This is a genomic window from Salinicola lusitanus (genome assembly GCF_003206045.1).
Taxonomy (GTDB): Bacteria; Pseudomonadota; Gammaproteobacteria; order Pseudomonadales; family Halomonadaceae; genus Salinicola; species Salinicola lusitanus.
In genome coordinates this window covers 385,750-399,301 of sequence record NZ_PZJM01000004.1, presented here as the reverse complement: position 1 = coordinate 399,301, position 13,552 = coordinate 385,750, and the positions used below count along the sequence as shown (strand labels likewise).

Sequence of the window (13,552 nt, the reverse complement as noted above, 5' to 3'; positions counted from 1 at the left end):
AGGCCGACGTGCGCTGAGGGCGCACGCCGGACTTGTCGATTGAGCGGGTCAGCGGCTGTTGGCGCGACCCAGGCTAAAGGTGTAGATCAGATCGACGGCCTGCGCCGCCCCGGAAACGGCCTGCAGATACAGATTCTGGATCAGGCGGTAACGCAGGGTCAGCTCGGCGATGGGAGAGAATATGCCGACGCCATAGCTTACCTTCAAGTCGTCGAAGACGTAGCCGCTGACCACGACCTGGCTGTCGTCGCCCGATCCCGAGGCATCGAGGCTCAGGTCCTGAACGCCGAACGCCTGGCCGACCTGACCCACGGCGCTGCCGGTCTGCGAAAGCGAGAGCCCGATCAGCGCCGAGGTCAGGGCGTCGTCTCCACTACCCGAGTCCTCGGGTGCCCGGCCTCTCAGGATGTAGGAGAGCGCCCGACTCTCGGTCATCGCCGGCTCGGAGAAGATCGTCAGACGCGGCGCGGAAGCGGAGCCCGTCACCCGCAAGCCCGCGATCACATCGTCTTCGGTGGTATCCGGGTTGCGGATGGCTTCGAACTGCAGGCTTGGCTGCGACGCCGGCCCGCTGAACAGCACCTGGCCCTGCCGAATGATGAGATCCTGGCCGAAGGAGGTGTAGGTACCATCGACCAGGTTCACATCGCCATACAACTGAACCGGGCCGGTGCCCTGGCGGACCTGAAGTTCGCCCCGCAGGCCGGCTTCCAGCCCATAGGCCTCCAGCTTCATGTCGGGCCCCAGGTGCAGATTGACCCGAACGTCGAGCTGCATCCCCGCATCGGCCAGAGCCTGGGCAGTGCCGGCACCCTCGTCGTTCTGGCGGGCGGCGGCAGCGGCCTGCTGCTGCCGGTCCTCCTCCTCGGTAATCACGACGGTGTCGCTGCTGGGTGCCTGGGCGGACGAGGGAATCTGGCCGATTTCCAGACGTGCCCACGGTACGCTCACGTCGCCCCGAACCTGCAAGCGCTGTGGCATCGCCCGGATCTGCAGGTCCGGCGCTATCCGCAGACGCCCATAGGCCGGCATCGCGACCATGAGCGGAGACTGGGTACCATCGATATCGACATTGGCCCTCCACTCGTCGGGCTGCTGCCAATTGGCGTCGCCGGTCAGGTCGAGCCGGCCATCCTCACTCTGAACGAAGCCTTGCAGTGTCGATGACTGGCCCCGCAGCGCCAGCGTCAGTTGTCCATCGGTCACCGCCACCGGAGACACGCCGCCCTTGACCCTGACGCCGTCGATCGTGACGTTGCCATTCAAGGCCGGCATCGCCACCGTGCCACCCAGCGAGACGTCGCCATTGATGGCGCCCTCCAACTGGTCGATCCCGGATATCAGTGGCCGATAGGGACTGAAGCGAAGGTCGCTCATCTGCAGGCGCCCCTGCAGGTTGCCTTGCCCCGCCGGGTCGTCGATCCGTGCCTGCAGCTGCACCTTTCCGGCATCTTCCAGCTGAAGGTCGAGTTGCGTCTGGGCTCGCTGCTGGTCGGCGTCCAGCGACAGAGAGATCGTCGCCGCCGGCACTTGCCAGGGAGCCCCCCTCGCGTCGACACCGCTGACATCGATGCGGCTATCGATATCGGCCGTGGCGGCCCAGGCCTGACCGCCGCGTGACCAACTGGCAACCATGTTACCGCTGGTCTGGCCATCGACTTGCCACCCGCTCGGCATGAAATCGTTGAGCAGCGCCATCGGGACGTCATCGATCGACAGCGCAGCGCGTCCCTGCGCGGCCGACGCGTTCATGCGCTCGGTCAGGCAGAGCGCGCCGCCCTGCTGGCGATCGAGACAGAACGGCGAGATCGTCGCACTGGCGTTGGTCAGGTTGGCGCTGAAGTCCAGCGAGTCGCGCAGGGCGATGTCGCCGTAGTCGGTCGATGCCGAGAGCCGGGAGAATGCCCCCCGATAGTTCTGGAACGCGCTGTCCAGGCCGCCCTGCAACCTCACCGAGGCCTGCGAGACCGGTAGGCCCTCACCGCCACTGACGTCGAGCGCCAGTTGATGTCGCGACAGTCTCCCCTGGAGGTCCAGATCGACGCTCCGAAGCTGCTGTCCGCCGGCCTGGACGCCGCTGGCGTTCAAGTTGACGTCGAACTGCGGGTCCCGCGTACCGGTGGAGTTGGCCTTCAGCACCAACTGCTCGAGACGGTTTTCCGCGTATCCAACATTGCTGCCTTGCAGGTCGACCGTGATCTGCGGCCTCGTCAGCGTGCCGCGCCCTTGGAACTGGCCGCGCAGCGCGCCCGACAGGTCCGGCAAGATCGTGCCCAACGCCGGAGCATCGATCCGGCCATCGATAGCGAGATGGTCGTCGACGCGGCCGCTGGCGGTCACGCGATTGTCACCCTGACGAAAATCGAGTGCGCGGATGTCCCACTGGTTATCGCTGTTGCCGTCGAGACGCGCATTCAGCTTGAGTGCGCGCTGTTGCAGCCGGCCATCGATCGCCAGTTGCGGAACCGACAGCTGCCAGCCGCCGTCGTCGCGCATGGCGAAGGCCGCACGGGCCTGGCCGTTCAATTGCCCTGTCACGGCCTGGGTGAACGCCTCCAGCGGAAGCTGCTCGAAATCCAGGTTCACGCTGGCCGAGAGAGCCGGGGTCCAGCGTACCGTCCCCTGGCTGTTGAGCTGGCCGCCCTCGGCTGCCAGCCGCATCGGTTGCCAGCGGAAATGATCGAGGTCCCCTTCGCCGGCGACACTTAGTGTCACCGGGGGCAGGCCCTCGCCCTGACCGGCAAGGTCGACGCTGGCACGATAGTCGTCGAGTCGACCCTCGACAGCCAGCGTCAGGTGGTCAAGCTGGTACTGCGCTGGGGTCTGCTCGACCGGCTTGATGCCGCGAAGCTCGCGGGCACTCAGGATCGCGACCTCATCGAGGCCGCCTTCCAGATCGGTGAGCGGCGCAAAGGGCCGCGCGGCCAGCGGCCAGCGCAGCCGCTCGGCGTTGACATTCACCGAAAACGGCAATCCTGGCGCGAACGCCTGGAGTCGCGCATCGACCGCGGCCGCGGCGTTGCCGGCCGTGCGTAGCCGGATGTCCAGGTCGGCCAGGGTGCCGTTGGCGTCGAGCGATAGTGTCTGGCCATAGATCGGCGCTCGGGTAATGCGACCCTGCAGTGACAGGGAGAGCGGGACGTCCCCTTGCAGCTCGGCACTGGCGGTGAGTTCGACGTGGCCATCGGGCGAATCCACCATCAACCGGTGAATCTCGACCCGGCGGTCGACCGCGGAGGCCGACAGCGCCAACCGGTCGAGATGCTGCGGGCTCGGTCCCTCGAGTTGCAGGTCGCTGATCGTCAGGTCCGGTATCTCAACCTCCAGCGGCAGCTGGATATCGGGCAGCCGATCCCGGATCTCCCGCAGGCTCTGCTCGATGCGCTGAACCCGCGCATCGGTCTGCTCGGCACTACCGTCGGCAACGTTGGCAGCCGCCGCCAGGGTCAATGGTGTCAGCGCGACGGCGACCGGGGCATCGGGAACGGCGGCTAGCGCCGCGGCGTCCGTCAGCGGCGTGGAGACCTTGGCCCCGCCGTCATTGCCGTTGTCGCCATCGACCGTGTTGATGGCGACCGACGCATCGATGGCATCCGGGCTCAAGACGCCGCTGCCCAGGTCGGGCGTCGCCAGCGTCAGGCCCGGGCTCTGGGGAAGTGCGATGCGAGTCCGCTCCAGGGTCGTCGGGAGCAGTTTCAGATGGTTGCCGGCCATCTCGGCAGCGGTCTGGAAATGATCCCAGTGCACGTTGGTACCGTCGGCGAGCTGAATGCCGACATCGTCCAGGCGCACCTGGCGAATCTCGATGGGCAGCGGCACGGAGATCGACGGCATGCCACTCCCTTCGGCCGCGTCAGGCTCAGGGGACGGTTGCGATTCGCTCTCGCCCAGTCGAATTCGCGCCCCCGTGATCGTCAGATCGTCCAGGCAGATCCGCCCCTTGAGCAGGCAGTCGTCCGCCCAGGCCAGGTGGAGATGATCGACGGACAGGTCCAGTGTCCCGGCAGACAGGCGCAGACCGTCGACGGTCAGCTCATCGAGCGGCGCGCCTTCGAAACGTTGTGCCTCGACCCAGCCTCTCGACTGGGCCTGCTCGAACAGCCATTGGCTACCCCAGGGGGACAATCCCAGCCCGACCAGCGTTAGAACCAGACCCAGCAGCCACAGGATCAGGAACAGCAGTAGCCGAATCAGAACTCCGGTCCGATGGAGAAATGAAGACGCCAAGAGTCCTCCTCGTCGTCAAACGGGTGGGCGATATCGAAACGGATCGGCCCAACGGGTGAAATCCAGCGCACGCCGACGCCGGCGCCGGTCTTGAGCTCATCGGGCCACCACTCGTCGAAGGCGTTGCCGGTATCGACGAAGGTCGCGCTCCAGAAATTGCCGGTCAGGTGGCGTTGATACTCGATGCTGCTGGTCAGCATGTGCTGTCCGCCAAGCAGCTCGCCATCGTCGTTTTCCGGCGACAGGCTCTCGTAGGAATAGCCGCGTATGCTCTGATCGCCACCGGCGAAGAAGCGCAGCGAGGGGGGGATCTTGTCGAAGGTGTTGGTCGCCATGGCACCACCACCGATACGCCCGACGAAGCGGTTCTCGCCGCCGAGCATCCGCACCCACTGGGAGTTGAAGGTGGTGCGCACGAAGCGGGCGTCCGACCCCCACGAAGGGTCGGACCACTCCAGAGTGAGTTCCTGCTTGTCGCCCCAGCTCGGGAAGATCGGGTTGCGCTTGCGCGTTCGCGACCAGCTGATGCCGGGATAGAGCAGCAGCACCGCGTCGTTCTGATCGGCCTGGGTGAAATCCTCGTAGGTGGTCTGCCAGTAGAGATCCTGGATCCAGCCGTTGGAAAACTCCCAGTGGCGGGCCAACTGCACCGAGCTCTCGAAGCTCTTGGTATCCTCGTTGTCGATATTCTTTAGCCCGTAACGAACCCGGTAGCTGTCTCTCAGCGGGTTCTCCAGCGGGATCCTGTACTCCCCCGAAAAGCGCTGTTCGGGGGCCGAGAGGTAGAGCGAGTTGGTCAGGCTGTGGCCATAGCGATTTAGCCAAGGCATGGTCCAGGAGAACTGAGTTCGCGGGCCTACGTCGGTGGCGTAGCCGACACCGACCTCGAACTGATGGCGGTCGGCCGGTGTCAGTTCGACATCGACCGGAACCACCGTGGGCTGGCTGTCGGTCAACTCGCGGGCCATGCTCAGCCCCGGCCCGCCGAGCACACTGGACGGGTCGGCGGTGGTATCGCGCCCGGTCGACTCGCTCCACCACTGGCTGGGGACCGTGGATGCGGCCTCCTCGTTCACGCGCGGGCGCACCGCTACCCCGGCAAACCAGTCGGTCTGGCCGAGATTCTGGTTGAGCGTGGCGAGATCACCGGCGAGATAGGGGTCGCCAGGTTCGAAGGGAACCATGTTTTGCAGCCGATGCGGTTCGATCTGGCTCCCTCGGAAGTGCACGTGCCCGAAACGATAGCGTGGACCACTATCGAGATCGAGAAAAATGCGGGCGCTCTCTTCCCAGGGGCGAACCTCGATTCGTTGTTGCCGGAAACGAGAGTTGAAGTAGCCGCGCTCCAGCGCCAGGGTCGACAACTTGCCCTTGAAACCATCGTAACGAGAGTGCAGCAGCGGGTCGCCGACCTTGAGCGGATTCGAGCGCATCACCTCCTCGAAAGCTTCATCCTGCCTGGCGTCGCCCTCCAGCTTGACGTCTACCTGGGTGATCTTGGTGCGCTCGCCCGGCTCGACATCGATCACGACCCGCCGGTTGTCCGCATCGGGGTAATGGGTGGCCAGTTTGGCGTTGTAGTAGCCAAAGGCCTGCAGCGCCTGCTGGGCACGGTTCCTCACCACCCCGTCCAAGCGCTCCCGGGTCGCCTGGCTGTCGGGCTCGAGTTCGGACAGGATGTTGACCACATTCTCCGCCGGAGGTCCGCTCAATCCCTTGACCGTCACACCGAGTGCCCAGGCATGCCCCGCGGCGGGCAACGCCAGGCAAAAGAGTCCCATCCGTAGGACCTTGACTTGCCGCATGAGATCAGCCTCCGCCGCGCTGTAGGTTGGAAACGTCCGTGATCAACGAGGCCACGCGGCTCGTCAATTGCGAACGGCTGGCCTCGAGGGATCCCAGCCGCTCCTTGAGCTCGCGAATCTGGGCGGCACTCGCCCCCGTTGGCAGCGCATCGACCCGTGAGCGTAGCGATTCGAGACCAGCACTGAGAGCCGTCTGGCCCTGGCGAAGTTCCGTCACCGAGCCACGAAGCTGATTCAGGGCATCGGTCGATGGTACATCCTGCTGGGCCAGGGTCTCGACACGGGACTCCAGATCCGCGATAGCGGCACCCAGATCGGTCGAGTCGTTTCCTTCCACCTGGCGAGAGAGCGTCTGCTGGGACTGACGCAACTCCTCGAGCGAGGCCGTGAGCTGCTCCGAAAGTGCCTGGTTCTCCTGCTGCTGTTGATCGAGCGAGTCGGCCATCGAATCGAGGCGATCGCCCTGCTGATTCTGGCCACTCTCGAGCGAGGCCAGCCTGGCAGCCAGCGCGCCACGCTCGTCCTTGCCGGTGCTCTCGAGGGCGTTGAGCGAGGATTGGAGCGCGTCGATCAATCCCTGCAGGTTTCGATCGGCGTCCTGCAGTTTCTCGATCTGCTGAGCCGTCTGGTCGTTGGATCGGGAATCCGCCACCCGCGTCTCCAGGCTCCCCACCGCCGCTCGCGTGGCCTCCAACTGGTCACGCAGGCGATCGAACTCGGCCCGCAGACTCTCCCCAGAAGCGTCCAGGGTCGACCCGGTCGCATCCACACGCTGGTTGAGCCGGTCGATCTGGGCGTGCTGTGCCTCCAGCCGCTGCCAGAGCAGCCACCCCCCCGCAACCGCGCCGGCAATGAGCAGCAGGATGAGGAACCACAACGGCCACACCCTGGGTCGGCCGCGCCCGGAAGAAGAACCTTGATAATGCACCGCTCCCGAGCGGCGTGTCGTCATGTCGTCTCGATCTGGGACGATGGATGGGGATGCGCGATGCTCGTCCGATTGTGATGGCATTGCCGTCGTATACCTTGCCAATAGTGGTGCGGATAGTACGTAAAACAGAAACAGCGCTCGACATCCAGGTCCCGGAGCCTGGAAGCCGGTTTCGAGGCGTCAGCCATGGACGCCACTATGCCACGAAAAGCGGGTCTCGGGCGGCTGACGAGATCACGTTACGTGAAAGCCGTTGCAAAGCCCAGACTTGGCCGCAGTCGGCTCGCACGATACTGGCGGCCGCAGGCGCGCCGTTGACGATGGCGGGTGCGATCGCGGTAGCATGGCCGCTTCCGCTGGGCCGTAATGTAGCCCTCTCCACCTCTACTCGTCGATGAGCCAGATGCCTGAATTCGCTAACCGATTCGAGCTGCCCGCCCTGCCATTCGAGCGCCATTCGCTGGAGCCCGAGGTATCCCGGGCTCAGGTCGACCTGCTCTATAGTCATTACCATCGCCGCCATATCGATGCGCTCAACGCCAGAGCGCCAGGGCTACCCGAGCACTCATTGGCGAGCCTTGCCGAATACCACGAGGCGGAGATTCGCCGATCCGCGCAGGAGGCCTGGAATCTGGTGTTCTTCTGGCATGGACTCAGCGCCGGAAGCGTTGCGGTGCCCGACGATCTGGCGCGGAGAATCGACCAGACCTTCGGCGGCATCGGGGCACTGCAGTACCGGTGGCGAGCCAGCATCCTGGACGTTTCGGAGGGGTGGTCATGGCTGGCGGTCAACGCCGATGGCAGGCTGGAACTGCGGCACTCGCCAACAGGAGCGCGCCCCACCGACGTGGCCCCGCTGCTGGCCATTGCCCTGAACGAGGACGCCTACCGGATCGATTACCCTCAACGCCAAGGCGACTATTTCGATGCGCTGTGGCCCCACTTGAACTGGGAATACGCGCAGCTCAACATCGAGGCGAGCGCCTGAGCCCCGGCCAAGGGCCAGGATTCAGGCGCTCGCCGGGAGCGGGACTAGGCGCGGCGGCCGATCCCGCGGTAGACCAGTCCGCGTGAAGCCACGTAAGCGGGATCGTAGATGTTGCGCCCGTCCAAGATCAGCGGCGTCTTCAGCGACTGCAGCAGCCGGCGCCAATCCGGATTCCAGTAACACTTCCACTCCGTCACCAGCATCAGGGCATCGGCTCCCTCGCAAGCGCTATAGAAATCGCCCTCGCACAAGATCAGTTGCGGGTGGTCGGGATAGAGTTCACCCAGCGCATGCAGTGCCGCCGGATCATGAACCCTGACCGTGACTCCCTGCGCCCACAGCGCTTCCAGCAGCGTCAGGACCGGGGCATGATCGATCCGCGCCGTTCCGGGTTTGAAGGCGGCGCCCCAGATGGCTACGGTGCGGCCTTCCAGTTCCCCCTTGAAGTGGTTCCAGAGTTTGCGGAACAGTGTCTCTTTCTTGCTCTCGTTGATGTCGAGGACGTGCTCCAGCAGATGGGATTCGCGCCCGGTTGAGTGCTGGACGTCGGCCAGACGCATCAGGTCCCGCGAAAAGTTGGGACCGCCGAAGCCACAGCCGGGATAGAGATACTCGAAGCCAATACGGGTATCGGCCCCCATCCCCTGGCGCACATACTCCACGTCGACGGCGAGCGAATCGGCAAGACCTGCCAGTTCGTTCATGAAGCTGATCCGTGTCGCCAGCATGCCGTTGATGGCCAGCTTGGTCAGTTCGGCGGCACGCCTGGGCATCAACTGGAACACCTCGTGGCGCCGATTGAAGGCCCGCAACAGCTCGCGTATCTGCTGGGTTCCCCACTCGTCCTCGCTCCCCAGCAGCCAGTGCGCGGGTCGGGTGAACGTTTCCCAGGCACGCCCTTCCTCGATGCGGTCGGGCAGCGCCACGGCCACCTGGCCGGCGTGACCCAGCAGCGCTTCGAGTTTCTCCGTCTGGCCTACCGGGAAGGTGGAGTTGTTGACGATGATCAGAGGCGTGCTCTGACGCCCCGGCACCTGCCGGACGTAGCTCTCCGCCGACTCGCGTTGATCCGGGGAGAGTGCCAGCCAATGGACATCGGCATCGGCGTCGGCCGGTACTTCATCCACGATCGCCAACTGGCCGGACTCCTCGCCTGCCAGAATCTGATCCTTCAATCCGGGCTCGCTGATCAGCCAGTCGGCACGCGCCAAGCTGTCCCAGCGAAATTCGGCATGTGGCATCCAGGTAACCTGATGCCCAACCGAGCACAATGCGGCGGCGGCGGTTGCCGCGGCCAGTTCGCTACCATGTACGACCACGCGCATCGACTTAGTCCTCGGCCGCGTATTGCTGGATCAACTGACGGAACCCTTCACCGAGGGTGGGATGTTTCCGCCCCAGGGCCAGGGTCGCTTCGAGATAGCCGAGTTGGCTGCCGCAGTCATAGGTCTGGCCCTGCATGCGATAGGCCGCCGCACCGCTGTTCTTGCGCAGGGTCTCGATGGCATCGGTCAACTGAATCTCGTTGCCCGCCCCCGGTGGCGTTTCGGCCAGAATCGGAAAGATCTCGCCCGGCAGGAGATAACGGCCAATCACGGCCAGCGTGGAGGGTGCCTCCTCGACCTTCGGCTTCTCGACCATACCGGTCAGCGGTGCGCTCTTGCCGGCGGCGGGCTCGGCCCCCTCGAGCGCCACGATGCCGTACTTGTACGTCAGCTCCTTGGGCACGGTTTCGACCATGATCTGGGCTTTGCCGGTCTCGTCGAACGCCTTGATCATGCCGGTGAGATCGTTACTGGCCATACCGTCGTCGTCGATGACCACATCGGGCAGCAGTACGGCGAACGGGTCATTGCCGATGACCGGGCGGGCACACAGGATGGCGTGTCCCAGCCCCAGCGCCTCCGGCTGACGCACGCTGATGATATTGACGTCGTCCGGGATGATGTTGCGAAGTTCCTCGAGCAGTTCGTTCTTGCCCTTGGCCTCGAGCTGGGTCTCGAGTTCGAAGTGCTTGTCGAAATGGTTCTCGATGGCGCTCTTCGAGGAGTGAGTGACCAGGACGATCTCCTTGATGCCCGCCTTGACCGCCTCGGTGACCACGTACTGAATCACCGGTTTGTCGACGATGGTGATCATCTCTTTGGGAATCGCCTTGGAAGCGGGTAAGCAGCGGGTGCCGAATCCGGCGACGGGCAGTACGGCCTTGCGAATCATCTTTTAGGTCCTTCCCTTCCTGGGTATGAAATCAACGATTGCCGGTGTGCCGACAGCGTATCCTTCTGCTAGCTTAGCGGGCGAGAAGCCGAAAGCACAGTCGCAGAAAAGCGACAACTCGAGGCGCTGCCCCACCGACTCGCTTTTCTCCGACATGGTCTCCAGACAAGCTACCGTCCATAGTAGAATATCGCAAAGCGATGCACCGCCATGCGCTTGGCCGGCCGTCCCCGCTTGACGGTGTACCGACATTCCCGGAAAGGAAATCCGTTCATGACATCATCACCTCACGACGACACCTCCGTGCATCACAACGTCGACCATGCCGAAATCGCCAAGTTCGATGCGCTTGCCAGCCGCTGGTGGGATCGGGAAGGCGATTTCAAGCCGCTGCACGATATCAATCCGCTGCGTCTGGGCTTCATCGACGCCCATGTCTCCCTGGCCGGCAAGCGGGTCATCGATGTCGGCTGCGGGGGCGGGATCCTGAGTGAAGCCATGGCGATGCGCGGCGCCGAAGTCACCGGGATCGATCTGGGAGAGGCTCCCCTGGCGGTGGCACGGCTGCACCAGCAGGAGAGCGGCGTGGAGGTCGACTATCGCTGCATCAGCGTGGAGGCGATGGCGGCGGCGCATAGTGGCGAGTTCGACGTGGTGACCTGCCTCGAGATGCTCGAGCATGTGCCGGATCCGGCTTCGGTGATCGCGGCCTGTGCCAAGCTGGTCAAACCCGGCGGCCATCTGTTCTTCTCGACGATCAATCGCAACCCGAAATCCTACGCCTTCGCGATTGTCGGTGCCGAATACGTGCTGGGCCTTCTGCCGAAGGGCACCCACGACTACCGCAAGCTGATCCGCCCCTCCGAGCTTTCCGGCTGGTGTCGACAGTCCGGCCTGCGACTGCAAGACCAGACCGGGCTGACCTACAACCCGCTGTCCCGACGCTACCGGCTGACACCCAACGATGTCTCGGTCAACTACATGGTGCATGTGCGTCCCGAGTGGACCGGTAGCGGCAACGACAAATGAGCCCGCATGCCCTCCCGAAAGCGCTGCTGTTCGATCTCGATGGCACCCTGGTCGACACCGCTCCCGACCTGGCCGAGGCCACCAACCGGTTGAGGGAGCACCATGGCAGGGAGCGACTTCCCTACCCCGTCATCCGGGCCCAGGTCTCCAACGGCGGGAGTGCCCTGGTGACCCTGGCGCTGGATCTCGCCAGTGATCACCCGCAACATGCCGACGCCCGTCAATATCTGCTGGATCGTTATGCGGAAGTGGTGGCCGACAACAGTCGCGTCTATCCGGGCTTGTCAGGGCTCATCGCGCGCTGGGAGGCGGAGGCGCGGGGCTGGGGGATCGTGACCAACAAGCCCAGGGCCTATGCGGAACCGCTGATCGAAGCGCTCTCCTTGCGGCCCGGGGTGCTGGTCTGTGCCGATGATCTGCCTGTCAGGAAACCCGAACCGGCGCCGCTGTGGTTCGCCGCTCGTCGACTGAACGTGGAGCCGGGAGAGTGCTGGTACGTCGGGGACCATCGGCGGGATATGGAAGCCGCGGAGCGGGCCGGAATGACGGCGATTGCCGTGCGTTACGGCTATATTCCGGCCGAGGAGCCACTCGACGAATGGCCGGCGGAGCGCTGGTTCGATACCTCGGAGTCCCTGGCCGACGAACTGCTGGCGTTACTGACGTCTCGCTAGCCGGGCCCGGGCTCAGCGCTTCGGCGGCTGGGCGTCGAAGGCCTCGCCACTGATTCCTTCGCTATCCCGGCCCATCAGCCACAGATAGGTCGGCATGATCTCTTCCGGCGTGCGAAGGCGCTGAGGATCCTCGTCGGGATAGGCGGCCTGACGCATGGCCGTGCGCGTGGCACCGGGATTGAGCGAATTGAAACGGATGGTCGACCCGTGGTGCTCATCGGCCAGAATCTCCATCAGTCCCTCGGTGGCGAACTTCGAAGTCGAATAGGCGCCCCACTTCGCCCGCCCTAGTCGTCCGACGCTGGAAGAGGTGAACACCACCGACGAACTGGCGGATTGACCCAGTAGCGGCAGCAGAGCCTGGGTCAATCCCAGTGTCGCGGTGAAGTTGACCTGCATCACCTTGGCCCAGAGCTCCAGGTCATAGGACGCCACCGACACCCGATCTCCCAGAATGCTCGCATTGTGCAGCAACCCGTCCAGGCGCCCGAACTCCTTCTCGAGCTTGGTGGCCACCGCCAGATGATCCTGGGCGGTCGCGCTTTCCAGATTGAGCGGGAAGATCGCCGGCTGCGGGCCACCCATCGCCTCGATGGCGTCGTAGACCACCTCGAGACGGCTGACGCTACGACCGAGCAGAATGACCGTGGCGCCGTGGCGGGCGTAAGTCATGGCCGCGGACCTGCCGATGCCGGCGCTGGCGCCAGACACCAGCACGATCTTTCCGGCGAGCAGGTCAGCGGGCGCCTGGTAATCGATATGGCAGGTCATAGGGAGAGATCCTGAGTCGCGGTGCCGGCGGATCGCTGAACGATCCGCTCAGCCCATCTGATTGAGAAAATCGCCCGCCATCTGCGCGGCGTTGCTGTCGGGATAGTCGCTGCGTACCCGCTGCAGCAGTTGCCGACTGCCTTCGGCATCGCCCTGACGCGCCTTCAGCAGGCCCAGCTTGTAAAGCGCATCCGGCACCTTGTTGCTCTGTGGGTAGTCGCTGATGACCGTATCGAACGCATCGGCGGCCTGATCGAGCTGTGACTGCGCCGAGTAGAGTTCACCCAGCCAGTAGTGTGCGTTGGGTAGCAGGCTGGACTGCGGATAGTCGGAAATGAAACGCTGGAAGGCGTCGATGGCTGCATCGAACTGCCGCGACTGCACTTGCTGAAATGCCGCCTGATAGGCCTCTCGCCCTTCACCGCCCGTGGTGCTGGCGGCGTTCGAACGGCTGGCACTGGCGTCGGCTTCACTGGCAGCGCCACCATTGGCTGACGCGGAGGCGCCGGCGGCGCCGGAGACCTCACTTGCCGTGCCGCTGTCGACATCGGATCCGCTCAGATCGCTGCTGGCATCTCCCGCGCTACCTGAATCCATTCCGCCGCCGGAAATACGGTCATCGAGATCCAGATACTGCTGTTGGGTCTGTTGCTTGAGCTGATCCAGCTGGTAACGCAGCTCCTCGACCTGGCCACGAAGCTGCTGGATCTGCTGCTTGTTGTCCTGCAGTTGATTGAGGATCGTCAGAGTGCCGCCGCCGCTTTGGCGGGCTTCCGTCTGACTGTAGAAGCCGTTCGACTGACCGGTGAGATCATCGACGACAGGTTGCTGAGCCCATACGGACAGCGGGAGCACCAGGGCTCCCGCGCCGCACAGTCTTTTCAGACCGTGTTTCATGCTTCTCTCCGTC

Annotated in this window: 10 protein-coding genes; 3 read left to right on the top strand and 7 right to left on the bottom strand. The window is 64.4% G+C overall.

Going from position 1 to position 13,552, the window contains the following annotated elements; translation table 11 throughout:
• Positions 1 to 48 precede the first annotated feature (48 nt).
• Genes tamB through DOM45_RS09030 form a run of 3 tightly spaced genes read right to left on the bottom strand, consistent with a single transcriptional unit; the run spans position 49 to position 6,984 of the window.
• Positions 49 to 4,227, bottom strand: a complete 4,179-nt coding sequence (gene tamB / locus DOM45_RS09040; protein ID WP_240612343.1) for an autotransporter assembly complex protein TamB — start codon at positions 4,225 to 4,227, stop codon at positions 49 to 51.
• Entirely contained in the window at positions 4,191 to 6,032 is a 1,842-nt protein-coding gene (tamA, locus tag DOM45_RS09035; protein ID WP_110599652.1) for an autotransporter assembly complex protein TamA, read from the bottom strand. The genes tamB and tamA overlap by 37 nt, the downstream gene beginning before the upstream one ends.
• A 4-nt stretch (positions 6,033 to 6,036) precedes the next feature.
• Entirely contained in the window at positions 6,037 to 6,984 is a 948-nt protein-coding gene (locus tag DOM45_RS09030; protein WP_157958378.1) for a coiled-coil domain-containing protein, read from the bottom strand.
• Positions 6,985 to 7,366: 382 nt separating this feature from the next.
• Between DOM45_RS09030 and DOM45_RS09025 the strand changes: the two genes are divergently transcribed.
• Positions 7,367 to 7,951, top strand: coding sequence for a superoxide dismutase (locus tag DOM45_RS09025; RefSeq protein ID WP_162302610.1), 585 nt, complete (start codon positions 7,367 to 7,369; stop codon positions 7,949 to 7,951).
• Between the two features lie 44 nt (positions 7,952 to 7,995).
• Here the strand turns inward: DOM45_RS09025 and DOM45_RS09020 are convergent, their stop codons facing one another.
• A complete protein-coding gene (locus DOM45_RS09020; protein WP_110599646.1) occupies positions 7,996 to 9,276 on the bottom strand; it encodes a nucleotide sugar dehydrogenase in 1,281 nt (426 codons plus the stop codon).
• A 4-nt stretch (positions 9,277 to 9,280) separates the two neighbouring features.
• A complete protein-coding gene (galU, locus tag DOM45_RS09015) occupies positions 9,281 to 10,168 on the bottom strand; it encodes a UTP--glucose-1-phosphate uridylyltransferase GalU (RefSeq protein WP_110599644.1) in 888 nt (295 codons plus the stop codon).
• Between the two features lie 273 nt (positions 10,169 to 10,441).
• Between galU and ubiG the strand changes: the two genes are divergently transcribed.
• Positions 10,442 to 11,197, top strand: a complete 756-nt coding sequence (ubiG, locus tag DOM45_RS09010; RefSeq protein WP_110599642.1) for a bifunctional 2-polyprenyl-6-hydroxyphenol methylase/3-demethylubiquinol 3-O-methyltransferase UbiG — start codon at positions 10,442 to 10,444, stop codon at positions 11,195 to 11,197.
• Positions 11,194 to 11,871, top strand: coding sequence for an HAD-IA family hydrolase (locus DOM45_RS09005; RefSeq protein ID WP_110599640.1), 678 nt, complete (start codon positions 11,194 to 11,196; stop codon positions 11,869 to 11,871). The genes ubiG and DOM45_RS09005 overlap by 4 nt, the downstream gene beginning before the upstream one ends.
• Before the next feature lie 12 nt (positions 11,872 to 11,883).
• Here the strand turns inward: DOM45_RS09005 and DOM45_RS09000 are convergent, their stop codons facing one another.
• Both DOM45_RS09000 and ybgF read right to left on the bottom strand, forming a co-directional pair.
• Positions 11,884 to 12,642, bottom strand: coding sequence for a YciK family oxidoreductase (locus DOM45_RS09000; protein ID WP_110599638.1), 759 nt, complete (start codon positions 12,640 to 12,642; stop codon positions 11,884 to 11,886).
• Between the two features lie 48 nt (positions 12,643 to 12,690).
• Positions 12,691 to 13,539 (bottom strand): tol-pal system protein YbgF, encoded by an 849-nt coding sequence (ybgF, locus tag DOM45_RS08995; protein WP_110599636.1) that lies wholly within the window; start codon positions 13,537 to 13,539, stop codon positions 12,691 to 12,693.
• Between the last annotated feature and the right edge of the window lie 13 nt (positions 13,540 to 13,552).

Excerpts from the sequence above, each read along its gene's own strand:
- tamA (WP_110599652.1), bottom strand. The coding sequence starts at position 6,032 with ATGCGGCAAGTCAAGGTCCTACGGATGGGACTCTTTTGCCTGGCGTTG.
- DOM45_RS09030 (WP_157958378.1), bottom strand. The coding sequence starts at position 6,984 with ATGACGACACGCCGCTCGGGAGCGGTGCATTATCAAGGTTCTTCTTCC.
- DOM45_RS09025 (WP_162302610.1), top strand. The coding sequence starts at position 7,367 with ATGCCTGAATTCGCTAACCGATTCGAGCTGCCCGCCCTGCCATTCGAG.
- DOM45_RS09020 (WP_110599646.1), bottom strand. The coding sequence starts at position 9,276 with ATGCGCGTGGTCGTACATGGTAGCGAACTGGCCGCGGCAACCGCCGCC.
- galU (WP_110599644.1), bottom strand. The coding sequence starts at position 10,168 with ATGATTCGCAAGGCCGTACTGCCCGTCGCCGGATTCGGCACCCGCTGC.
- ubiG (WP_110599642.1), top strand. The coding sequence starts at position 10,442 with ATGACATCATCACCTCACGACGACACCTCCGTGCATCACAACGTCGAC.
- DOM45_RS09005 (WP_110599640.1), top strand. The coding sequence starts at position 11,194 with ATGAGCCCGCATGCCCTCCCGAAAGCGCTGCTGTTCGATCTCGATGGC.
- DOM45_RS09000 (WP_110599638.1), bottom strand. The coding sequence starts at position 12,642 with ATGACCTGCCATATCGATTACCAGGCGCCCGCTGACCTGCTCGCCGGA.
- ybgF (WP_110599636.1), bottom strand. The coding sequence starts at position 13,539 with ATGAAACACGGTCTGAAAAGACTGTGCGGCGCGGGAGCCCTGGTGCTC.